The sequence below is a fragment of the Undibacterium sp. KW1 genome, from assembly GCF_009937955.1.
In the GTDB taxonomy this organism is placed as follows: domain Bacteria; phylum Pseudomonadota; class Gammaproteobacteria; order Burkholderiales; family Burkholderiaceae_D; genus Undibacterium.
Window position 1 is genome coordinate 6,173,317 of sequence record NZ_AP018439.1, and the last position, 23,598, is coordinate 6,196,914.

At 52.9% G+C, this 23,598-nt stretch carries 21 protein-coding genes; 14 read left to right on the forward strand and 7 right to left on the reverse strand.

Annotated elements, in window-relative coordinates:
• The first annotated feature begins 6 nt into the window (after window positions 1–6).
• The 6 genes from UNDKW_RS27935 (at window position 7) to UNDKW_RS27960 (ending at window position 6,023) form a co-directional block, all read left to right on the forward strand.
• Window positions 7–750 carry a LytTR family DNA-binding domain-containing protein gene (locus UNDKW_RS27935; RefSeq protein WP_162044066.1) on the forward strand — a complete coding sequence of 248 codons (744 nt, stop codon included), beginning with the start codon at window positions 7–9 and terminating at the stop codon, window positions 748–750.
• A 150-nt stretch (window positions 751–900) separates the two neighbouring features.
• Entirely contained in the window at window positions 901–1,659 is a 759-nt protein-coding gene (locus UNDKW_RS27940; RefSeq protein WP_162061433.1) for a DUF4304 domain-containing protein, read from the forward strand.
• A 390-nt stretch (window positions 1,660–2,049) separates the two neighbouring features.
• Window positions 2,050–2,475, forward strand: a complete 426-nt coding sequence (locus UNDKW_RS27945) for a DUF2141 domain-containing protein (RefSeq protein WP_162061434.1) — start codon at window positions 2,050–2,052, stop codon at window positions 2,473–2,475.
• A 13-nt stretch (window positions 2,476–2,488) separates the two neighbouring features.
• Complete coding sequence (locus UNDKW_RS27950; RefSeq protein WP_162061435.1) at window positions 2,489–3,958, forward strand: carotenoid oxygenase family protein; 1,470 nt, start codon at window positions 2,489–2,491, stop codon at window positions 3,956–3,958.
• A gap of 57 nt (window positions 3,959–4,015) precedes the next feature.
• A complete protein-coding gene (locus UNDKW_RS27955; protein ID WP_162061436.1) occupies window positions 4,016–5,212 on the forward strand; it encodes a sensor histidine kinase in 1,197 nt (398 codons plus the stop codon).
• 19 nt (window positions 5,213–5,231) lie between these two features.
• Window positions 5,232–6,023 carry a LytTR family DNA-binding domain-containing protein gene (locus UNDKW_RS27960; RefSeq protein WP_162061437.1) on the forward strand — a complete coding sequence of 264 codons (792 nt, stop codon included), beginning with the start codon at window positions 5,232–5,234 and terminating at the stop codon, window positions 6,021–6,023.
• A 14-nt stretch (window positions 6,024–6,037) separates the two neighbouring features.
• Here UNDKW_RS27960 and UNDKW_RS27965 read toward each other — a convergent pair whose 3' ends face one another.
• Window positions 6,038–7,033 carry a GlxA family transcriptional regulator gene (locus UNDKW_RS27965; protein WP_162061438.1) on the reverse strand — a complete coding sequence of 332 codons (996 nt, stop codon included), beginning with the start codon at window positions 7,031–7,033 and terminating at the stop codon, window positions 6,038–6,040.
• Between the two features lie 82 nt (window positions 7,034–7,115).
• On the opposite strand from UNDKW_RS27965, the gene UNDKW_RS27970 reads away from it, so the two are divergent.
• The 6 genes from UNDKW_RS27970 (at window position 7,116) to UNDKW_RS27995 (ending at window position 11,399) form a co-directional block, all read left to right on the forward strand.
• On the forward strand, window positions 7,116–8,198 hold the full coding sequence (locus UNDKW_RS27970) for a DJ-1/PfpI family protein (RefSeq protein ID WP_162061439.1): 1,083 nt from the start codon (window positions 7,116–7,118) through the stop codon (window positions 8,196–8,198).
• A gap of 65 nt (window positions 8,199–8,263) precedes the next feature.
• Entirely contained in the window at window positions 8,264–9,325 is a 1,062-nt protein-coding gene (locus tag UNDKW_RS27975; protein WP_162061440.1) for a serine hydrolase, read from the forward strand.
• A 1-nt stretch (window position 9,326) separates the two neighbouring features.
• Window positions 9,327–9,785: an N-acetyltransferase gene (locus tag UNDKW_RS27980; RefSeq protein ID WP_162061441.1), complete on the forward strand. Its 459-nt coding sequence runs from the start codon at window positions 9,327–9,329 to the stop codon at window positions 9,783–9,785.
• A 93-nt stretch (window positions 9,786–9,878) separates the two neighbouring features.
• On the forward strand, window positions 9,879–10,154 hold the full coding sequence (locus UNDKW_RS27985) for a type II toxin-antitoxin system Phd/YefM family antitoxin (protein ID WP_162061442.1): 276 nt from the start codon (window positions 9,879–9,881) through the stop codon (window positions 10,152–10,154).
• Complete coding sequence (locus UNDKW_RS27990; protein WP_162061443.1) at window positions 10,151–10,477, forward strand: type II toxin-antitoxin system RelE/ParE family toxin; 327 nt, start codon at window positions 10,151–10,153, stop codon at window positions 10,475–10,477. Before UNDKW_RS27985 ends, UNDKW_RS27990 begins: the two co-directional genes overlap by 4 nt.
• A 271-nt stretch (window positions 10,478–10,748) precedes the next feature.
• Window positions 10,749–11,399 carry a hypothetical protein gene (locus UNDKW_RS27995; RefSeq protein ID WP_162061444.1) on the forward strand — a complete coding sequence of 217 codons (651 nt, stop codon included), beginning with the start codon at window positions 10,749–10,751 and terminating at the stop codon, window positions 11,397–11,399.
• A gap of 93 nt (window positions 11,400–11,492) precedes the next feature.
• Here UNDKW_RS27995 and UNDKW_RS28000 read toward each other — a convergent pair whose 3' ends face one another.
• The 4 genes from UNDKW_RS28000 to UNDKW_RS28015 form a co-directional block, all read right to left on the reverse strand.
• Window positions 11,493–12,230, reverse strand: coding sequence for a DUF2314 domain-containing protein (locus UNDKW_RS28000; protein WP_162061445.1), 738 nt, complete (start codon window positions 12,228–12,230; stop codon window positions 11,493–11,495).
• A 107-nt stretch (window positions 12,231–12,337) separates the two neighbouring features.
• Window positions 12,338–12,664: a hypothetical protein gene (locus tag UNDKW_RS28005; RefSeq protein ID WP_162061446.1), complete on the reverse strand. Its 327-nt coding sequence runs from the start codon at window positions 12,662–12,664 to the stop codon at window positions 12,338–12,340.
• 198 nt (window positions 12,665–12,862) lie between these two features.
• Complete coding sequence (gene pbpC / locus UNDKW_RS28010; RefSeq protein WP_162061447.1) at window positions 12,863–15,232, reverse strand: penicillin-binding protein 1C; 2,370 nt, start codon at window positions 15,230–15,232, stop codon at window positions 12,863–12,865.
• 618 nt (window positions 15,233–15,850) lie between these two features.
• The gene (locus tag UNDKW_RS28015) at window positions 15,851–20,992 is read right to left on the reverse strand and encodes an alpha-2-macroglobulin (RefSeq protein WP_197893035.1); all 5,142 of its coding nucleotides are present in this window, start codon (window positions 20,990–20,992) and stop codon (window positions 15,851–15,853) included.
• A 256-nt stretch (window positions 20,993–21,248) separates the two neighbouring features.
• Between UNDKW_RS28015 and UNDKW_RS28020 the strand changes: the two genes are divergently transcribed.
• Together UNDKW_RS28020 and UNDKW_RS28025 are read left to right on the forward strand one after the other, a co-directional pair.
• Complete coding sequence (locus tag UNDKW_RS28020) at window positions 21,249–21,434, forward strand: hypothetical protein (protein WP_162061448.1); 186 nt, start codon at window positions 21,249–21,251, stop codon at window positions 21,432–21,434.
• A gap of 268 nt (window positions 21,435–21,702) precedes the next feature.
• Window positions 21,703–22,479: a hypothetical protein gene (locus UNDKW_RS28025; RefSeq protein WP_162061449.1), complete on the forward strand. Its 777-nt coding sequence runs from the start codon at window positions 21,703–21,705 to the stop codon at window positions 22,477–22,479.
• A 38-nt stretch (window positions 22,480–22,517) separates the two neighbouring features.
• Here the strand turns inward: UNDKW_RS28025 and UNDKW_RS28030 are convergent, their stop codons facing one another.
• Both UNDKW_RS28030 and UNDKW_RS28035 read right to left on the reverse strand, forming a co-directional pair.
• Window positions 22,518–23,090 (reverse strand): protein tyrosine phosphatase family protein, encoded by a 573-nt coding sequence (locus UNDKW_RS28030; RefSeq protein ID WP_162061450.1) that lies wholly within the window; start codon window positions 23,088–23,090, stop codon window positions 22,518–22,520.
• Between the two features lie 53 nt (window positions 23,091–23,143).
• Window positions 23,144–23,572, reverse strand: a complete 429-nt coding sequence (locus UNDKW_RS28035; protein WP_162061451.1) for an SgcJ/EcaC family oxidoreductase — start codon at window positions 23,570–23,572, stop codon at window positions 23,144–23,146.
• Window positions 23,573–23,598 lie beyond the last annotated feature (26 nt).

Genomic DNA, 23,598 nt, shown 5'->3' on the forward strand with positions numbered 1-23,598 from the left:
CAAATCATGAGTAAAATTAAAACCGCCTTCATTGCAGAAGATGAACCCCTGGCCCGTGAAGTCTTGCGCGATGCCGTCAGCGACAGGCCAGAACTCAGCCTCATCGGTGAAGCTGCGGATGGCGTCACGGCCCTTGCGCAAATCAATTTGCTGAAACCCGACGTCGTCTTCATGGATATACAAATGCCCGAGATGACCGGTCTTGAAGTTTTGCGCCGTCTTAGCCATTTGCCAGAAATCGTCTTCACTACCGCCTACGACCAGTATGCCGTGACCGCCTTTGAACTGCATGCCGTGGATTACCTGCTCAAGCCCTTTACCCGTGAGCGCTTTGATGCGGCCGTAGATCGCCTGCTGGATGCCCCGCCATCGATGCAAGCCATGGAACATGCCTTGAATCTCGCCGCAGGCCGTGAAACCAGCAGACTTGAGCGCATACTGGTGCGCGACCGTGGCCATATTTTCCCGGTCAATGTGAACGACATCGCCTACCTCAAGGCCGATGCCAAATACACCGCCATCATCGTTGGTGACCGTACCCACCTGGTCAGGCTGGGCATCACCGAACTCGAAACCCGCCTCGACCCGGCACGCTTCATACGCATACACCGCTCGCTGCTGGTGAACCTGGATTTTGTCGAATCCATGAAGGCCGACGAGCAATCACAGTTACGCCTGCATATGCGCGATGGCAGTGTTTTGCTGGCGAATCGCGAGGCTTCCAGGATGTTGCGGGATATGTCGATTTGAGTTTTGGTGGCTTTGCTCCTTCCCTTTCACAGGAGATGTAAGCTGTGCGCCAGCGGCGTTAATATCAACGCCACCTAACCCCGTTACAATTCCAGCACGATCAACAACACATATGCTATAAATCGGTATTATCTTTGCATTTCAGAGCCTATGGCCCGTGTTCTCTCTCCACCACAAGACGATGATAAGATCGGCAAGAAGATCGACTACGTCGCCAAGCTATTAGGGCTATCATTGGCACCTCATGGCTACACCAGGAAGGGGCGAGACTTGGTTGCCACCGTTGGTGACGGTTCTGACATGAATTGGCACATCATAAACTTGCAAGGAAACAAGTGGAACGAAGGGGCCTACGGCGCATTCTTTGTTAACCTGTCAGTGCAGTTCCCTTGCGTCTGTCGCGAAGTATCAAAAATTCAAAGCTATGAATGGATCGCCGACTGGGCCGAAAAACCGCACGAGTCTAGTGGTCAGTATCGACAGCGCCTCGAAGGGATTTTACCGAGAAGACTGTTCCACGGGTTCTTTTCTGGAAACAGAATAGTAGAGACCGACTTGGCAAAGCATCGCCAAATCAATATTAAGAGCGGTACTTCGCTGGACTTGGTTGCACTAGAGTTGTCTGAAGCTATCGTCTCGTACGCGTTGCCATGGTTTGAACTCAGGAGCAGCCTGAAGGTATTATGCGATGGCACCCAGTCAGCATTCATTTGCCCGTCCTTTGCCGATCGAATTGCGGCAGCGATATTGCTTAACGACCGGGAGGCCAGTAACCGCGTTATCGCCGAAGTTGGAGGAAAGTTGCCTGTAGCTAAGGCGACTGCGATTCGAAAATGGATAACAGACAATGGTTTCGACCCGTCTGGTATTCCAGCTTCTCCTACTGTGCCTCGGCCATCTGGTGCATAACCGAGTAATACACCCGAGATGCCATACGGTGAACCGTCTGCTTTTGCCAACTGCGACCGGTAGCAACGGGCAAAACTGCGTAACCGATGCCTCTGAGATGTAATCCTCCTGAAAATCACGCCCCTGGCTCACCGCTTACAAGGAAAAGCTTGGGATAGTTCAGCCACGAACAATGAGCCGTATTGCGACGTATTCCCGTCTATATCGACCATTTGTGACTGAAGTCGCTCCTGCAACGCCTATTCTTCCCACCTCCGGCTGCATTTCACGCCCCCTGCCTGCAATTCGCGCCATTTGGGTCTGCCTTCGTCGCATACCCCGGCAAGCCCGCCGCAGGCGCGGCAAGATACGGGTATCGCAAGCGGCGATTCAAACTACAGGAGACAAACCGTGAAACACTATTTTCCATCCATTATTTTCGCGGCACTGGCAATGGCCTCAGTGACAGGCATGGCGCAGGCAGCAGAGCTGACGGTAGAAGTGACAGGCCTGAAGAGCGCCAAAGGCAAGGTCATGGTCGCTGTGTATGACAAGTCAGAAAATTTCATGAAGCAGCCTTACAAGGTAGCAGCTGTCGATGCCCAGGCTGACAAGGTCAAACTGATGATTGCCGGTTTGCCGGCTGGCGATTATGCCCTCAGCGTGTTCCAGGATGAAAACAGCAATGGCAAGCTTGACAGCAATCCCTTAGGCATGCCGGTCGAGCCTTATGGCTTCAGCAATGATGCGGCAGGCAATTACGGCCCTCCCAGCTTTGCCCAGGCGCTGGTGCAAGTGCCGGATGCTGGCAAGCTCATCAGCATCAAACTGCGTTAAGGGAGGGCGAATCATGGACAGGCGTCATTTCCTGCGCGGCGCATTGGCAGCACTGCCAGCCATCGTATTGCCAGCCGGAGCATATGCAGATGAAACCAGGGATGCCTTTCTGGCGAACCTGCCAGCCCACCAGCGCCTGGCCGCGCTCAAAAACCGGGAATCTGACCTATTAGGCGGCGCGGCAGTCATCGAAGGTCGCTGGCCTGCCGGGCTCAAAGGCACTTTCTACCGCAATGGCCCGGCGCGCTTTGAGCTGGGTGATGAGCGCTATCACCACTGGTTTGATGGCGATGGCATGGTACATGCGTGGCAAATGGAGCATGGCCGGGTGCGGCATCAGGCGCATTTCGTGCGTACCAAAAAGTTTGTCGAGGAGTCAGCCGCTGGGCAATTTCTGTATCCCGCCTTTGGTACCGGCTTTAGCCGCCGTCCGGTAGGTAATAATGATACGGTCAATACCGCCAACACCAATGCCGTGCCGCATGCAGGCAAGCTGTATGCCTTGTGGGAAGGCGGCTCGGCCACAGAGCTCAATCCGGCCAGCCTGGCGACCGAGGGTATCAAGACCTGGCGCGATGATCTGGCTGCCATGCCATTTTCTGCCCATCCGAGGATTTCACCAGATGGCGTGCTGTGGAATTTTGGCGTCGCACCGGGTGCCAACAAACTGCTGTTATGGCGCATCGATGCTGATGGCAGCCTGGGCAAGTTCGGCATGGTCAATGTACCGCAATTGCCCATGGTGCATGATTTCGTGTTAACGGCAAAATACATGGTCTTCCTGGTGCCACCGTTTGATCTGCGTAATTCGCCGGACCAGAGCTATCTGGGCTCACATGTCTGGAATGGCCAGCGTCCCATGCGTGCCGTGGTCGTGGATCGTGCAGATTTCAGCCTGCGCCGTATTATAGAAATGCCCGCAGGCATGGTCTTTCACTCCGGTAATGGCTGGGACGAAGGCAATACCATACGCCTGGATGCCAGCATGGCAGCAGACGACAGCAGCCTCAGGGGCCTTGGTAGCATCATGCGTGGCGATGCCGGGAAGCTGCAAAATGCTGATACGCTGCTTATCACCCTGGATCTGAACCAGGGCACGGCACGCAGCGAAAAACTGATGAGCGTGACAGAATTTCCTCGCGTATCACCAGTCGATATGGGTTTGCGCAACCGCCAGCTCTTCGTGACCACCGGCGACAAATCACCAGAATTTGGCATGACAGGCATCGCCAGCATTGATATGGAAACTGGCCGTCACGACATATACAACTATGGCCAGGACTGGGTAGTTGAAGAACACATACCTGTACCCAAGCAGGGTGGCAAGGGCGTGTGGTTGCTCGGTGTGGCTTATGATGTGAAAAAATCGCAGACGGCGCTGAGCGTGTTTGACGGTGCACATTTGGCACAAGGCCCGGTGGCCAGGGCACGCCTGCCCTATGCGGCACCGCTGTGCTTTCATGGTAATTTTTTGGCGGCCTGAGTCTGCCCTCAAGCGGGGGCCAGACTTGCCAGCCCCCGTCCACCTGTTTAGACTGTCATGATGAAACCTATGCCTGCCGAACCGGCCATCCCGGCCAAGCCAGTCAGCACTTCGCCTGGCAAGCAAGGGGCCGATGACCATCCCCTCGCCTTGATAGCCTTTTTTCGTCGCTGGCAGCCGGGCATAGTGCGCGATCTCGTCTATACCTTCATACTGGGTCTGGGCTTTGCCCTGTTCTTTTTTGCCCTGTATGCGTATAACCTGTCGCGTGAACGTTTTTTTTCGCAGCTCTGGAATAATCTGGTGATCGCGATGTCGATTTCGTATTCCATCCATATCCTTTTTGCGCTCAGTTCTTTTTTGCTACGGCCATGGATAGAAAATATACGTGGCTGGAAGTGGGTGGCTTACTACCTCATCGTGCCCAGCGGTGGCGTTTTTGCAGGATATTGCCTGGCAGTGCTGCTCATCAATCCGGCAGCATTGCGCCTGGATTATTTCAAAACCGGTGTCATCCTGAACTTTGCGATTGTCTCTGTGCTGGTTTCCTGCGTACTCGTGTTTGCCTATCTGGTCAGGGAGCGTGAGTTGCGGGACAAAGAGAAAATCGCGACAGAACAGCGACGCGCGCTGGAATCCGAACGGCGAGCGCTTGAGGCGCAGTTACGCATGTTGCAGGCACAGATGGAGCCGCATTTTTTGTATAACACCCTGGCCAATGCGGTAGGCCTGATTCAACCTGATCCGGCACGCGCCCGTCTCTTGCTCGAACGCCTTATTGACTACCTGCGTGCCACCTTGTCGGCCAGCCGTGACAGCGATACCCTGCTGCAGGGCGAGATCGATACGATCAGCGCTTATCTGGAATTGATGAAACTGCGCATGGGCGAACGCCTGCGCTACCGCATAGAAATGTCAGACCAAGCTGCCAGCCTGTCCATCCCGCCCATGCTCTTGCAGCCTGTCGTTGAAAACGCCATCAGCCATGGTCTGGAACCCAAGATAGAGGGTGGCGAAATCCTGTTGAAAGCGCACGTAGAGAAAGATCATTTGCATGTTGTAATCAGCGATACCGGCGTGGGTTTTCAGACAGTTGCCAGCAGCAAGCCAGGTGGCGGGGTAGGCTTGGCTAACTTGCGTGAACGCATAGCAGCACTGTATGGCAAACAAGGCAGCCTGAGCATTACGGAAAATGCCGCAGGCGGCGTCAGTGTGAGCCTGCATCTGCCCTTGCCAGCCCCAACGCACACCTGAATTGACGCGAATACAAAACATGCCTACCGCACTCATAGCAGACGACGAAATCACCCTCGTCAATTTTTTGAAAGCCGAGCTGGCAGTGCTCTGGCCTGAGCTGAAGATTATCGCCGAGGCCTACAACGGTGCAGATGCCTTGCGCCTGATCAACGAACTCTCACCATCCATCGCCTTTCTGGATATCCGCATGCCAGGCATGAGCGGGCTGGAACTGGCAAGCCAATTGCAAGCTGCAAAGGTGGCACCGCTGGTGGTTTTTGTGACCGCTTACCACCAGTATGCGGTAGATGCCTTCGAGCGCGAGGCTGTCGATTATCTGCTCAAGCCACCAACCAGGGAGAGGCTGGGCCGTTGTGTAGAAAAACTCAAGCGCCAGCTAGCTGCGGCAGACGCAGACGGTACAGCACCTGCCGCAGAGGTACTTGCCAGGTTGATGTCTGCCATGACATCCATGACAGCGACGAATCAGGCTGCCACACCGGGCCGCCTGGACTGGATACGCGCCGCACATGGCAATGACATCCGGTTGATTTCTATCGATGAAGTGATTTATTTCGAGGCGAATGACAAATACGTATCGGTCTTCACCGCCACACATGAGTCACTGATACGCATGCCGCTCAGAGAATTGCTGGATGGCCTCGATGCCAGCCGCTTTTGGCAAATACATCGCGGCACGATAGTCGCAGTCAAACACATAGCAGGCACCACGCGTGACTTTCGAGGCCGCACCCTGCTCAAACTCAAAGAGCGGCCAGACGAACTATTGGTCAGCCGTGCTTATCTGCACTTGTTCAAGCAAATGTAGGCAGCGTCCTGATCTCAAACAGCACTCCCAAACCTGTCCCTGAAAAACCCCGGTGTTGTCCCCAGATGCTTCATGAAACTGCGGTGCAGGGTATCCAGACTGTTATAACCTGAATGCTCGGCTACCCTCGCCAGCGGCCAGCTTGTGGTAATCAGCAAATTCCTGGCAAATTCCAGGCGTGCAGCATCGACAAAACGCGCCGGTGTGCTGCCGGTTTCCAGCTGGAAGATACGCGAGAAATTGCGTTCACTCATGTGCACCCTGGCCGCTAGCGCCGGAGTTCGCAAGTCTCCGGTCGGCTGGGCCCGTATCTCGCTGAGCAGTTGCTGCAGGCGCGGGTTGCTTTGGCTTTGTGATGAGACCTGGCTTTGCAGGGTGTGACTGTATTGCGATTGCCCACCGGCGCGGCGCATATACAGCACCAGCTCACGCGCGACCGCCAGGCTCAGTGCCGGGCCACCGTCAGCTTCCAGCAGCGACAGGCACAGGTCTATGCCAGCGGTGACACCTGCCGAGGTATAGATAGGACCATCGGCCGTGAAGATCGCATCAGCATCGAGCCTGACCTCAGGGAAGAGCTTTTGCAGCAGCGCGCAGCTATTCCAGTGGGTGGTAGCGCGGCGACCATTGAGCAGACCGGCAGCAGCCAGCACCAGTGCACCTATGCAGACGCTCGCAATACGACGTGTATTTTTACTGCGTCCTTGCAGCCAGGGCAGCAGTATATTCTCCGCCGCAGCTTCGCGCATGGCGGCCTCACTACCACCGGTGGTGATGATGGTATCTATCTCTGCTGGCAAATCCCTGAGTGCGCATACCCCATGTATTTCCAGCCCGGCATGGGTGGTGATGACACCACCATGCGGGCTGGCGACTATCAGGCGATAGGCTGGCAAGGCTGATGGTTTGTGCTGGTTGGCCACTGCAAACACTTCCATGGGGCCGGAGAGGTCCAGGCTTTGTACGCCATTCAGGGTAATGAAGACGATAGTGCGGGTATTGTTATCCATGGCAGAATTTGCGACAAGATTGGCACTGCGGCCAAGATATTGATGATTATAGTGTGCCTGTGGATAAATCCCCGGTGTACTGATGAAAACAAAAATCCTGCTCTTCCTGTTCCTGACCTTGAGCCTTGCCCTGGCCAGTGCTGATACCTTGCCCACGCCTTTACCTGACTATCAGCCACGTTTTGGCCGCACGCAGCCTGTCGTCGCCGTGGTCGCCGACAATGAAATGACCGAGCTCACCGATTTTGTCGTGCCCTATGCCGTGCTCAAGGCCTCAGGTGCGGCGCAAGTCTTGTCCGTGGCAACCGGCAGCGGCGTGGTCAATCTCTACCCTGCACTCAAGATGCAGGCAGAAACGACGATGGCAGAATTTGACCAGACTTATCCACAAGGGGCGGACTATGTCATCGTCCCGGCCCTGCACAATGTGCAGGCCGCAGTGTTGCAAAACTGGGTCAGGGCACAGGCCGCCAAAGGTGCCACCATCGTTGGTATCTGTGACGGCGTCTGGGTTTTGGCGCATGCGGGTTTGCTGGAACAGCGCCGTGCCGTGGGTTTCTGGTATTCCATGGATGGCCTGCAAAAACAATTTCCAAATACAACCTGGGTGCGCGACCAGCGTTACCTCGCCGACGGCAAGATCATCACCACGACAGGCGTGACCGCATCTCTGCCCGCGTCACTGGCCCTGGTCGCTTCTATTGCAGGTCACGAGCGCGCCACTGCACTGGCCAATGAGCTGGGGATAAAAGATTACTTATCCACACATGACAGCCAGCAATTCAAAATGAGTCTCGCCCATGTCACCACCATCGCAGGCAACAGGCTGCGTTTCTGGTCACATGAAGAAATCGCCCTGCCCCTGAGCGCCGGTATCAATGACATTGCCCTGGCCCTGTATGCCGATGCCTGGTCGCGCACCTACCGCTCACAAGTCAAAACCTATGCCAGCAGTATGCAGGCTGTGAAGTCGCGTTATGGTCTGCAACTGCTGCCGGATGCCGTGGCAGATGCAGCTGTTTTGGACAAGATGAAAAGAGAGCAAAACTGGCTCACTGACATCGCCCCGGCACTGGCGATAGATAAAGCCTTGCTGGAAATAGGCAAGACTTATGGCCTCGCGACCAGGGCATTGGTCAGTACGTTTATGGAATACCCGCAATAGAGGAATCTGGAACCAAGTGATTAGATTTTGGTCAAGTAGTACTATGCTGATGCGAAAGGCTATCCATGCTTACTTACAAAATCAAATTACTTGCTACGATGCTGATGACGGTTGCGCTGACAGGCAATGCCGCCACAGTTTTTCCAGGAGCTGAATGGGACAGCGTTGCCGCGACAAGTGCGCAATGCAAACAGGGCCAGGCCGAGCTTGATGGCTATGTACAAAAACAGGCTACTACAGCCCTGCTCGCCATCAAGGATGGCCGCATCCTGTACAACCGTGGTCCTGTGGAAGTACCGGGCATCATAGAGTCACAACGCAAAAGCATCCTGTCCATGCTGTATGGTAAATACGTCGCCAATGGCACTATCAATCTCGACCAGACTCTGGAGGCCGCAAAGATTGATGATGTCGGTGGCCTTTTGCCCACAGAAAAACAAGCCAGACTGCGCGACCTGCTGACCGCACGCTCGGGCGTTTTCCATGTCGCAGCCAATAGCGGCGATGATCTCGCCAAGGCACCTGCACGCGGCACGCAAACACCGGGCAGCTATTTTCTGTACAACAACTGGGACTTCAATGCAGCCGGCACTGCACTGGAAAACGCTACCCAAAAAAGTGTTTATCAACTGTTTGACGAAGACATCGCACAAACTTTGCAATTCCAGGACTTTAAGCTGAGCGCTCAAAAGAAGTGGGGCGACCGCAGCAAATCCATGCACCTGCCTTATCATTTCCTTTTATCCACCAGGGACATGGCCCGCATAGGCCTGCTCGCCCTGCATGAAGGTAACTGGAATGGCGGGCAGTTGATACCAGCAGACTGGATGCGACCGACCACCAGTGTTTATACACCTTCATCCGACATGCACCCGGCCAGCAAAGCAGCACGCCATGTCGCTTATGGTTATATGTGGTGGGTGCTCGAAGAGCCTGCAGATTCACCGTTGCAAGGAGCCTACATGGCCTGGGGTTTGCATGGGCAATACTTGCTGCTTATCCCCAGGCTGGATATGGTCATCGCCCACCAGAGCCGCGTGCCTGTGGATGGCAAATGGGATGTGCCTAAAGTGGGCAAAAATGCGTTTATCCACATGGCGAAATTGCTGACACAAAATTGTTCATGATATGAATTTAAAACTTGAAGCTTGCACGCTCAATGATGCCGCGCAATTGGCTGAACTGCGCGTCCTCGCCATGCGCCCCAGTCTTGAACGCATAGGTCGCTTTGATGCAAAAAGAGCACGGCAGCGCCTGCTGCAAAATTTTTCAACCGAATACACCAGGCTCATCAAATTGGATGGAATGCTGGCAGGCTTTTTAGTACTGCGTCCGCAGGACAAGGATCTCTTGCTTGACCACTTTTACCTGCATCCAGATTTTCAGCAACGCGGTCTCGGCAGTGCGGTCATTGAACTAGTACTGGCAGAAGCCGACGAACTCGGAAAGATCATCCATGTTGGTGTCTTGCGTGATAGTGATGCCAACCGTTTTTATCTTCGGCATAGCTTTGTTTTACGTGAAGTGGGTGAGTTTGATAATTACTATCTGCGTTATCCACAGGCTGATTCACGTAGATGCGATTAGCTTGCGCATTCGCACGCATGATTCTTAAAGAAGAACATAGACCATATTTGGACTATAATTGGACTTCTTGTCCATTATTCATCTGGAGCGATCATGAAGCTTTCCGAACAAATCAAACCCATTTCCTACTTGAAAGCAAACGCCGCTGAGATCGCCAGGGATTTTAGTGAGAACCATGGTGATCCTCTGATCATCACCCAGAATGGGGAAGCGAAAATGGTTGTCATGGGCATCGACAGCTATCAAAAACAGCAAGAGACCATGGCTTTGCTGAAAATCCTCGCTCTTGGTAATAAGCAAATTGAAGAAGGCAAGTTTCAAGACGCTGACGAATTTTTTGCTGAGATGGAGAAGGAAGATCAGCAATGAGTCACAAAGTCAAAGTCCTTGCTTATGCCAAAGACGACTATCGTGAAATACGTGGGTATGTGAAGAGAAAATTTGGCGATAAAGTGTGGATGACTGTTGAAGCAGATTTTAAAAAACTGCTACTGCAGATCGCCGATATGCCCCTTGCCGGTTTTGTCCCTGAAGAAATTGAAGCGCTTGGCCTTGTCCATTATCGCCAGCGCCTGGTAGGACAAACTAGAGTCATCTATCAGATCAAGGGCGAGGAAATTTTCGTCCATATGTTTGTAGATACGGGCAAGGATTTTGCCAGCGTTCTGTACGACAGATTGATGAGCAAGTAAGTGTCACTGGTGCACGTAAGTGCAGCTTGCGTCTTACGTTTGAGCACCATGGCTTCAAGAAAACCTGCATTATTTTGAGGCTGGACGTGCGTGCGATTACGTTACACTAAACGCACTTACGCGGGCTTGATAGGTATTGATATGCGCCATACAACGGCTTGAGCAAGGTAGTTGTGATAGCTCGCGTGTTCGCATGCATGATTGTAAGAAGACTTTCAAATTTTTAGCCTAGATAAGCTTACATTAAGCAAAAAATACCAAAAGATCTCAAATGACAATTTTAAACAGATTGATAAATTTTCTGACCCCATATGTGAAAGACAATGTACTCGTTGCCGAGTCAGAAATTCGGCAGTTCGTAAAAGAGCACAATATTTTCTTGCGCGATGACCATCTGCACTTTTTGATGAATTTCGCAAGTGAGAGTAATGGGCGAATAAAAATCTTTAAGAATTACGGGGGCGATTTTGAGTTTAAACAATTTGCGAGAGTTTACTTAGAAAACCATCCTGATATGGCCTTACCAGATGGATACACGTACTTTGGATCTGACTTCATCGGCGAGTCATTTTGCATAGAACACATGTCAGGGAAAATTTTTACGTATGACATGGGAGAGAGATACGGTATTGTGCATGAAAGCATAGCTGGTTTTCTCTTAAATTGCCTACTCATGAAAGATTACGAACAAGCCTTCGACAAGGTAACTGTGCAAGACCTGGATTCGGAGAGCTTTGCTGAATTTAGGTTAGAGAATGAAAATACCAAAATAGATGAAGCGACACGCTTTGTGGGGCAACGGGATCAAATACTAGCTGACACTGAATACTATCTGCTTAACGGGAAACTAACCAAGCTATTTTTGCCAGGAAGAATCATGACTACAATGAGTGGTGGCATATTAGATGAGCCGGGCAATTGACACTGTTATCGTCTTTTGTTTTCTTAAATTTCCAAGCGGGTTCTAGTTTGAATAGTTTACGTATTCGCACGCATGATTTTAACAAGTCTGGTATTAATTTCGGGCTAGCTGAATTGGTTGTTCGCGGCTAAAGCCGCTCCTACAAAAAACTATCCACAAATAATCCCTGACCCCCAGATGCTCATCAAGCTTCGCCTGCTCTTTGGCATCCAGTGTCGCCCTTTGGGCGCGTATGGTGTAACCGCCGTGTAGCTTGCCATCGTGGTTGATCATCCAGTCAACAACGGCGTCGTTGGTGATCTGGAAGCTGTCGCCTATTTCATAGTTAGCCAAGGCTGGTGGTAACTCAAATAATTCTGCCAGAAAACCTTCTATATTACTTTCGACCACCAATAGCCATACAAAGATATTGCCATCGGCCAATGTAAATTTGGTCTTGACCAGGGGGTGATATTCTCTTGCAGTGTTGCTGTAGATCAGTTGACGGAATTGCGGCAGGGATAGTTGTGCCTGGGCAAAGGCTTGCTGCATGTCCGCGTCATCGGTATTGCTCATGCTGATCCTGGCACCGGGGTCAAGCTCGGGCTGGCGGCCCATTTTTCTTCTGCACATCTGCCAGTCATACCAGCAGTTTTCCGGGTTTATGTCGTCGTAGCCGCGAGATTCGTCGAGTGCATCTGCATGGGGTTTTTCCATCATCATGACATTCGCGTAATCGCGTATGTTCAGCACTTCCGCACGCGTCAGGGGCTCACCTTTGCTATCTTCTGCATGCACCAGCAGGGCAATCAGGGCGGGAATAAAAACGGTAATTAATTGCTCTTCACTCATGGTTTTCTTTCAGCATGGCTGCAGATTTGCCAATGTAGAAATTCTGCTCTGGCAAACCTGCCCTGACGGGGTCAGACATGTAAAGAAAGAAGACTTGTTGTGACAAATTATTTCTTTGCTTGCGGATTATTTTCTTTGCCTTCTGGAGTACGTGGTGGCCTTTCTGGTTTGGCAAACAGGCCCTTGGGTGAATTGGTGCAAGTCGCAGAAATCTTGCCTTCGCGCGGTGTGGTGATTTGCACTACGGCACCTTCTTTCTTGCCTTTGCAATCTTCATAGGCTTGTGGTGGTGGTTCACGCGGTGGCCTGTCGTCCTTGCCTGCTTCAGGCGGCCTTTTCTGGTCACCGCCAGGTGGCTGGGCATGGACGAACAGGCTGGCACCTAATGCCGCCATGAAGATACTGGCTCGGGCCAGGTTTAGTAAGTTTTTCATCCTGTTTCCTTTCCAGTGCTCACGTAAAACCGCCCCAACTGCGTTGCAGCTCCTAGCCGTACTAAAGTACTGTCTTCGTCGCTGCGCCTTGCTGGGACATTTTTACGTAAGCACTGCTTTCTATGTTGTTGATAACAGGATAGATCTTAAGCAAAAACTATGGAGGAAAAGTGAAGATAGCCGCTTCTTTACATAGCTTTACTTTGTTACGCTCACGCTTATTCTGTCATAGCGCCCATAGGCATCAAAGGCAGTAATATCGTAGCGCCCCGCTTCAGGGAATTCTATGATCTGCGACTGGTTCGCCAGCTTGCTCGATACAAGATGGCCATTCACCATCCAGCTGACTTCTGCCTGCGAGCCACGGATTTCCAGCCTGGCTTTGGGTACTTCCTTACCACTGGCTCTGTGTAGGATTTCGCCATCGCTGAGGCCGACTATCTTGATGCTTTCATCGGCATTGTAGATAGTTGCACATTCTGCCGCCCAGGCTGGTGGCAGGGCGACCTTGCGCAGGCCTGCATCCAGCCAGGGTTCGAGGGCGGATGGCCAGCGTGCCGCCTGCAATTTATCCATGGGGCGTTTGCTGCATTCTGGGGCTACCCGCAAGCCGCTCTGGCTATCGACAAAGTAAGTGAAAATCGGCGAGGCGGTTTTCAGACGGTCGGCAAAGCTTGGGGGGGCTGCGCCGTTCAAAACCCAGGCAGTGCGTTGTAGCGGACAAAGTATTTCTACTTGCTCGCTGGCGCGTGTACCCAACGGCCAGCAGATTTTTTCCTGGCTTACCGTGGCTGGCGGCACATCCGGGCTGGTGTTGCGGCCATCGGGTATGGCGGTGAAAATATCCACCAGCAAAGGCGCTGCCACGTTCGCGCCAAAGAAGCCGGGATTGGGTGTACCATCTGGCCGTCCTACCCAGACGCCTATGGTATAGCGCTTGCTGACGCCGACTGCCCAGGCATCGCGGAAACCAAAGCTGGTGCCGGTCTTCCAGGCGATGCCACGGTAGCTGCCGTTGCCTTCAACGGCACGCGCCACCGGCCCGCCGGTTTCCAGTATGTCGCGCACGATGAAGGCGGCACCTTCACTCATCATCCTTTGTTCCTTACGCGGCGCTGTTGGCGTCATACGCGGTACGGCGGCCATGCCCTTGCGTGCGAGGGAAGAATAGGCACCGACCATGTCTTCGAGCTTGGCGCCTGCGCCACCGAGGATGACGCTGAGGTTGGGTGTCGCGCCACGTGGGAATTCCAGCTTCAAACCACCGCGTCTGAGCATGGAGACAAAGTTGGACGAACCCAGTTGTTCCAGCACTTCAACCGCGGGCACATTCAGGGATTTTACGAGTGCTTCAGACACACTGACCGGGCCGCTGAAATTTTGCTGGAAATTGCCAGGCTGGTAGCCAGAAAAAGATTGCGGTGTATCGGACAATAAAGACTCTGAATGGATCAAACCTTCATCGAGTGCAAATGCATACAGGAAGGGTTTCAGGGCTGAACCTGGCGAACGCGCCGCCCGCACCATATCAACGTCGCTGAAACGCTCACGGTCACTGAAGTCTGCCGAACCGGCATAACCCAGCACTTCAAAAGTGGCATTGTCCATCACCATCGCAGCCATCGACACATGTGGCGGCAGTTGCCGTATGCGGTCGGCCAGCAGGGTCTCCAGCGTTTGCTGGATTGCCGTATCAACCGTGGTCTGGATCACGGTTTGCTGGCTCTTGGTGCGCTTTGCTTGCTGCTTCATGCGCAGCGCCAGCAAGGGTGCTAGCAAGGGTTCACGCACGACCTGGGCGATCACAGGTTCGGTCAGCGCATCGGCAATGATGTCCTTGCTCCAGTTGCCATCCATGCGACGTATCACCTTGTCACGCGCTACTTGCGCACGCTGTGGATAACGGTCTGGCCGCAAGACCGAGGGCAATTGCGGTAGCACCGTCAGCAGTGCTGCCTCGGCATGTGTCAAACGACTGGCAGGCTTGCCGAGATAGGCGCGACTGGCGGCTTCCACACCTTCAAGCACACCACCCATGGGGGCATAGTTGAGGTACAGGGTCAGTATTTCTTTCTTTGAATAATGCGCTTCGAGTTGCAGCGCACGGGCTATCTGCTTGAGCTTGCCGCGCACGGTATGCGGGGTGGGGTCTATGATGCGTGCCACCTGCATGGTGATGGTGGAGCCACCAGATACGATCTTGCCATTGTGCAGCCACTGCCACGCCGCCCGCATCAATGCCAGCGGGTTGACCCCAGGGTGCCACCAGAATGCCCGGTCTTCATACTGCGTCAATGCATCGACATAATAGGGCGAGACTTCCTGCAGGCTGATGGCGTGACGCCAGATGTGGTCTTTGTCAGGGAAGGCGCGTAAAGGCGTGCCGTCGCGGGCCAGGACTACCATGGCGTAGGGGGAATCGCGACCGGGTTTGGGCAGGGGGAAACAGAGGTCGGCGATGATGAAAGTCAGTGCGACGATGATGATTGCTGCGCATTTCTTTTTATGAGTGAGCAGCACTTTACGCAGGGAAGTGAAGTTGGTGTACTTCTTGAGATTGAGCGTCATTCGGCGGAAATTTTCTTATTAATCTCAGATGTGGAAAATTCAAATAAACGGCAAGTGGAGCAATGTGGATGTTGGTCAAATTGATCTTGTTTTTGGTGTTGCTGTTGACTCTGTTTTTGACTTTAATCCGCTCGGGACGAAGCCGTTTGTGTGCTGCAGAAAATGGAAAAAGAAGTGTCCGTTGTTTGAGCGTAGCGAGTTTCGGACACTTCCCATTTTTTGCAGCACATAAACGGGTACTCCCGAAGGGAGCGAGTCTGCGGTCGCCTTTCTTTGAATCCTTTCTTTGGCGAAGCAAAGAAAGGATTTCGGCTGCCGGGCCGAGACCCGGCTTGTATCTACGAAGGGCAATCTTTTTAATAATGACTCAAGCATAGGACGAACGTCGCTGGTGCGCCAGCCCGGTGGTCTCCTGTCTCTGCAGGAATGACTAATTTACGATTGCAGTTCATCAGAAAACCTCTCACGTCTTGCTCAGTTTTTCCTCTGTTACTTCGAGTCTCTGTGGTGAGAGGTTTTAAATCAGGCTTTAATAAACAACTACGTTATTCAGAGGCTGAGCGTTGGGCTGATGAAGCGTAGCCCAACCTACGATGCAACCAACCCACACAATAAACCCTACTTCCCACTCTCCACCACAGTCAACACATCCGTCCCCCCCGTTTGCCCATACAAATCTGGCCTGTACATATCTTCTGCATACAGCGGCGGTATGACGAATTTACCTGGGGTCACTACCCGCACGCGGTAGAACAGGTTCAGCACATTCCAGTCCATGCGCACAGCTGCTACAAACCTGTCATCGCGGAACTCGACATGCTTGATATGTGGGTCTTGCATGGCTTCGGCAGGGTTCAGTTTATCTATCGTGACCACACCCATCTGTTCACCCTGGACGATATTGGTGTTCTCTATTTCCAGGCCAGCCGGGATACGGTCGACGATCATGCCTGTGCCCATGGCGTTGCGGCTGCGGGCTGTGATTCGCATGATGATGGTTTCGCCTACTTTCAAGGCTCGGTTGCCAATTTCAGTGCCATCTGGTGCATACATCTTGCGGCTCAGTTCTATGACGTCGCTTTTCGCAGGTGGCAGTTTGACCGGGTTGCCGTTCATCGACAATTCCACATACAGATTGTCCTTGCTGTTATTGCTCAGTTTGACACCGGATGACAATTCACTGGCCTGCAATTCACGGAACAGCGTGGCCTTGGCTGACAATTCATCGGTCTTGCCAGCAATCGCCAAAGTGCCTGTCCATGGTGTTGTTTCACCCGTGCTGTAAGTACGGCCTACCAGGAACAGGGCGAGTTTTTCCTGTGTGCTGTAGTAGCGATGTTTTTCCATTTCATTGGCGATGACACCGATCAGGTTATCGCGACCATCGAGCTTGATCTGATGGCGATCCAGCAAGGCGTAAGACAGGGCAGCGTCACGCAGGTTACTGCCATAGTCATACCACCAGTAACCATTGTCACGGCCTTTCTTGACACCTTCGGTCAGCGCGACATCGCTGCGCGCCTTGTCACCCATTTGCTTCAAGGCGATGCCCAGTTGTATCAGGGCCAGGCCAGATTGTGCATTGCCACGGGCATCATGCATCTGGCGCAGTGTGGCCAGCGGCGCCTTGTTCTGGCGTGACAGTACATAGGCACCTGCTGCAAGTACACCGAAGTGGCTATTGTCACGCACACGGTTTTCTTCCCACAGGTTACTGGTGCCAGTCGTGGTGGCGGCTATCGGTTTTGGACTCGCAGGCATGCGTGCTACCCCGTCCTGCAAACCGCGCAGGAGGAAATCCAGTGCCTTGTTATACATCGCATCTGGCACACCAAAACCCTGTTCTCGTGCATCCACCAAAAAGCCGGTGACATAGGCAGACAGCCAGTATTCGTACTCCGACACATTGCCCCACAGGCTGAAGCCGCCATTGGGTGCCTGCATGGTGGCCAGGCGGGCGATGGCTTTGTCCAGCATTTCCACTCTTTGCTCGCGTGTATAAGGCTTGAGCCCAAAGCGTTTGGCGCCTTCTTCATCGATGAATACATGCGGGTAAGCAGTACTGGTGGTTTGCTCGGCACAGCCGTAGGGGTAAGTTAGCAAACCCTGGATGGCAGCGCGGATATCGATCGGTGCCTTGTTCGATACCACCATGTGCGCCAGCAGCGATGCCTTGTGCAAGCCTGCCAGATCAGCTTCCTTGATATCCAGCGATTCACCGGCTTTTACGGTAAAGCGTTTGGTGATCTGGGTCTGTGGCGTTGGCGCCTGCACGGTCAGGGCAAAGCTGCGCTCCATCTTGATACCAGAGCCGCTGATGTTGACAGTAATGGTATGTAGACCTGGCACAGGCTTGGCTTCGATAGGGAAGCGCAAAGTTTGTTTTTGCTGGTCTTTGAGGCTGAGACTGCGTTCAGCTTCTGTCAGTTTCAAGGCTTCGCCACCATTGATGCTGACTTTCAGGTTTTGTCCTGCACCCGACAGATTATGCAAATCCAGCGCGACGATGGCGGTGTCACCAAAAGACAGGAAGCGTGGCGTCGCCAACTCCGCTATCAGCGGCGCTGCAACTGTCATCTCGGCATCCTTGGCACCAAAGCGCTCACTACCAGCCACCACAGCCATCAGGCGCAAAGTGCCGTTAAAGTCGGGGATGGCCAATGGTATCTCGGCCTCACCCTGCTCATTGAGTTGTACAGGGCCGCTGAAGATGTCGATGAGTTTGACCTTCTTCGGCAAGCTCTTTGTGGCTTTGGGTGTGTTATCACCACCAAATTTCAGCTTGCCTTTCTGACCCTGCATTTTTTCTATGAGACGGCCATAGATATCATGCTGGTCCGGGCCATAACGCAATTTGGCAAAGAAGAATGCATGTGGATCAGGAGAGACAAACTTGGTGATATTCAAAATGCCCACATCCACTGCTGACAAGGTCACCATGGTTTTTTGGCCCTTGGCTTCTGGCACCTTGATTTTTACCTTGACGGTGCTGTCAGGCAGCACTTTGACTGGTGCTTCCATGGTCACGGCAAATTTGCGGTCTGCCCTGTCCAGCGGGATGTGCGCGACACCCAGTGCACGCGCCGGTGTCACCTTGTCACCTTCATTGCCAGGGCGCAGAACCACGGCAGAGACATACAGGTCGTGGCGTTTCCAGTCCTTGTTGAGCGGGATATCGATAGTCGTAGCATCGGCACCGACAGCCATGCGTTTTATCCACAGGGTCTTGTCGCCTTCTACCGTGATCAGGGCTTCGCCTTTGTGTGGCGGGGTGAATGTCAGACGGGCGGTGTCTCCATCTTTATAGACAGGCTTATCGAGCTTCATAGCGACTTTGTCAGGGCGCACGCCCTGGCTTTCATCTGTGCGGGCGCTCCAGCCCACATAGAAGCGGTACACGGCCTGCATCTTGGTATCCGGGTCCAGCACTTCGAGGCGATAACGTCCATAGCGCACCGGCAGGCGCAATTTGCCACGACCATTGGCGGGCACGGCAACAGCACTGGTTTCTACCAGTTCATCGGTTTCAGTAAAGCCAGACTGCCAGCCGCGCTGGTCTTCAAAGCGCCAGTAGTAATTGCGGTCTTCACGGAACAGACGTACTGGCAAAGTCGGTGATGCCTGCAATTTGCCATCCTTGTCCGAGCGTATAACTTCAAATTCCACAGGGCTGCCTTCAGGCGCATATTCACCAGTGAACATGGGGCGCAGGCCCACCAGCACGGGGGCTGGCCAGACTACGCGTTCCATGCTGCGCACGACTGGGCGGCCACCACTTTCCAGCAGGCTCAGGGTAGTGCGTACTGTGAAGGGGGAGCGACGTTTGGCGATGGGTGAGAGATCAACATCGACGGATGCCTTGCCTTCATCATCAAGCTTGCTTTCTTCCAGTTCCGTACGGGTCTTGGCTTCGTTTTCAGTGACATCGCCAAATTCAAAACCGGGGTATTGCTTGGCCAGCGGATTCTTATTGCGTTCAAACTGTGCCACGCCCAACAAGCGGTTACCAGCTGCCGGTGCGCCGTACAGGTAGCTGCCGACCACATCAACACTGTAGTCACTGTCAGCCGCCAGCGTCGCCAGCTTGCTGGACAGATCGAGCTTCATGCGTTCTGGCAGGAATTCTTCGACACCGAAGCGGAACACCGTGCCCGGCACCTTGTCAGCCGGGTCAGCGCGCAATTCCAGGGTCCAGAAACCGGTAGGAGCATCAGCTGGTAATTCCAGGCGCTTGACGAGGTAACCACCAAAGCGCTGGTCTGGCCGCCAAGTCGCGGTGAACTGGTCTTTGCCATCCGGGCGTTTCAGTCTGGCCTGTATGGCCTTGGCAGGCACGGCGCGGCCATCGGCATCACGTGCCAGCACAGACACATCGAATTGCTCGCCTGGGCGATACAGATTGCGCCCGGAATAGGCAAACAGGCGCGTTGCCTTGTAAGGCGAGCCAGTGATATCGTACTCTGACAAATCGAGCGCAGGTTCCTTCAGCGCCAGTACTGAAATCTGCTCCCCCTTGCGTGCCATCAAGACCTTGGCAGTTTTTGGCTGTTCGGCAAAAACCACATGACCATCACCATCGGTATCGGCCTTGGCCAGTACTTTGCCCGCTTCATCCATCCAGGATACTTCAACACCAGCGACGGCCTTGCCATCAGTCAGAGAACTGACAAAGGCATCAGCTGATTTGTCATACAAACGCGTATGCAGGCCCAGGTCGGACACATAGAAATACGTGGTCTGGTATTCATAGCGGAAACGGCCAGGCTGGCTCATGACGGCGACATACACGCCGGGGTCCTTGAGTTCTTTGATATCTTCTACCGAGATATAAGTGACACTGCGCTTGTTGGCTTTTTGCTCGGTCATGAAGCGGCCCAGATACACGCTCTCTGACATCTTGCGCAATTCATCGAGCTGGTAAACCTGGACAGCGCCTTTCAGACTGCTGCGCCTGTAGTCATAGTTGTAGTCCTCGCCAGCTTCGCCTTCCTCACTATCGGTTTTTGCGGCATCGGCTTTTTTCGGTTTGCCATTGATGACGCTGTCAAGGAAGCGTGGCAACTGGTCATTTTTGACACGCAGGAATTGCACATCGACTTCCGGCACGTTCACAGTAACAACAGGCAAACCGCCATTCTGTTTAGCAGGCAAGACCATGCCATTACTGGCGAAATAATACGAAGGAGAAACTGGCGCCGAGACGATCGAATAGCGTGCTTCACTGCCTAGTGTCTTGCCATTGCGAGCAGGCAGGCCGGTCTGCACCTGGACGACATAGCGGGTCTGTGGCTTAATATGCGGGAAGTACAAAAGGCGCGGGTTTTCACCAACCACCCAGGCACCGGTTACCGGCTTGCCGCCCTTGCTATCAGTGTCTTCTGCTTTGGTGCTGACTGTGCTGACCTTGCCTTTTTTGGACTGGCCATCATCGTCATAGCCATTATCTTCATCGTTGTTATTGGTTTCGGCTTTTTTCAGATCAGCAGCCGAGGGCGGCATCTCGAATACCTGCAAATACTTTTCATAAGTCTTGCTGCTGTCGAGAGGAATACTGAAAGTCAGCGCCAGTGCTGGCGCACCATCAAGGCCACGGTCTGCCGCATCGACCAGGGTCAGCGGCGCATTCGGATCATCCTTGATTTCCAGTGCGCCAACAGCATCAGGTGAGCCCGGGCTTTTGTTCTTGTACCAGTATGCGCCGCCTATGATGGCAATGAATAAGGCGAACAACATCGCCATTTTGAACGATTTGCTTTGCATGGTGCTTCCCTGATTATCTGGATGGATTGCCTAAATTTTGCACAATGATTATGACATGGGCATTGTCAATAATTTCACTTGTTACGATATCTTCCGGTGTTACGATTTCTTCCGTGGGGGTAAATGCAACAAAGTTTCTTATGGGGCGGTTAAGTAAGAATTGCTAGGAAGGATGATAATAAGAGGCTGTTGCAAAATTAACCTGGCGTTGTTGCGCCTAGCCATCTTGATTTTGCAACAGCCTCTAAGGAAAGCAATGAGACCGAACACTTTGGCATATACAAATGCAGAGTTAGAGAATGCTGTATTGGCGGGATTGCTGTCATATCTACCCTGTCCGGCAAAACCAGCGAGTACGACGATACCGACCATGACAACGGTCAAGACGATCAGGAAGAGCATCAAAACCGGTATGGAAATAAGCAAGGCGCGTGCAGGCTGACTCCAACTGACCACACGATCTCTTTTTTGCGATATTGCTGTTGTCCATTTCTACAATGCTGTACCTGTATAAGAAATAAGCCCTGCGCCTGAAGCACAAACTATGCGCAAACTACGCAGCAAAACGCATATTACTGTCTTGACGTATGAGAACATAGCCAACTAAAGTATGTAGCTGGCAAACACATTCTTGATTTACCGATTGTTTGAGCTCACCGGTCCATATAAAAACCTGCACGAAGAAATTAAAATCCAATAAAGCGATACTAATGAATAAGATATGCAAACTTGTCGTGACCAGTCTGTTTCTGTTGAATACCTCCGCATACGCAGAACAAGCTGCCGTAAGTGTCAAACAAATAGGTGCCAGTTTTCTTGAGGCACCACCTGGACGTGAAAAAAACCTGGTTCCTATGGGGAGCATGAATGCACAGGAAAAGGTGGAGACCCATCTCATTGCAACGTTCAAGAACCGGCTGATTACAGACATGCCTTTTTTTAGCAATGATTCAAAAGTCAGTGCTATAGCTATCTTGTCAGATAAATCTACCGTTGAACTTGGACCTGCCGAGGTGTCCAGCTTTCGCAAAGTGAGTGAGGATAGGAAGAAAACCCTGATCTCCGTCAGTGTTTCCCGTTTGCCTGATAAACCTGTCGCTGGTATCCGGTTCAGTGGCAGTGTCAAGGTTCAGGTCGCGATTTCAGAAGTCCGAAAAACCGCGAAATTTGAAGCGAAAGTGGGCAGCAGACCTGAATTGGGCATAGGTCAGATCAGCGTTGCCGTACTTGATGCCAATTCTTTCACGTTGAGCGGCGGCGAGGCTTTAGAGCGTATTTCGGCAATCAAGATCACCAAGGCTGATGGCAGCACACTCACCGGACAGCGTGGAGCACTCTCAAGACAAGGAGAAACCGATGGCGTGCGGGTGCAGACCCAATGGACCTTCCCAGGCCCTGTCAGCTCTGGCAAGTTGGACATCACGATGTATGACGCACTGGAAACTGTCGATGTACCAGTCAGCGTGGTCGTGGCAAAGCCTTATTAACCAGTGTTTAATGTGTGAAAGCAGGGTATGCCCTGCTTTCAATACGGCTCAAAACTGATCTTGTGCTTTTGCAGAACATCAAGCATCAGTTGCTTCCATGGCCCGCTCGGTGTCCAGACCTTGCTGACTGATTCATAGGCAATGGACGGGTCTTCCTTGCCGACCACCACGCGGTACAGAAAGACCATGGTGGATGCACGCATGTTCACCTGGCAGTGCACCAGCACCTTTTTATTTCCCAGGCCCTGCAGTATGGCGGCAAAGGTTTCGTAGTCGCTGACGGCTGGCTTGTTGAAAACGATGGGGATATTCACAAACAACATGTTCTGGCGACCGACGATGATGTTTTCTTCACGCACGGCATCAGAGACATGCGGCGGGGCCAGGTAGATGACAGCTTCATAGCCTTGCGCAGACAAGCTTTCCAGCGCTTTGGCAGTGGGCTGGCCTGAGGTGGTCAGTTGTGCGGTGATCGGGACAACATTCGGGGCATCTATGTTTTGAGCGTTTTGTGTGTTTTGTGCATAGGCATGTGTGGATAAGCTTGTACATAAGGCTGTGGACAAGCCCAGAAAAGCGGTGCATAAGTATGTAGATAAGCTTGTGGACATGCCTGTGAATATCCTGTGGAGCAATGAGTTAAAAGGCTTGCTCATACTCACGCTTAAGACTCATTCTGGGTTTCCAGCGTCAGCAAATTTGCATCACGGCTGATACGCCATTTGCCATCTGCCTGCAAGCGCCAGATACTCAGCACGTTTCCGGCACGTCGCATCTGTGGACCAGCCTGTTTCGGGATGATTTCGACTCGCAGGTAAGACCAGGTATAGGCAAGATCAGCCTGCACGACAATTTCCTGTATCTGGGAGCTGGAAGCGATGTGATGTGTCTGCAAGATATTGCGCAGGTTCTGGGCAAATTGCTCGCGGCCCTTCATCGGCGGATGGCCTGCCACCAGGAAGACCACTTCTTCATCCATCAAATCGAGCAACTTATCCACATCCCCGGCAGCGGTGGCATCCTGCCATAGCCGGATATTGTTCAGTATGCTCGTGGCTGCTGCGCTGGCTTGCTCGGTTCCTTCAATGTGCATGGCGGTCCTTTTTGATGTTTGTGGCT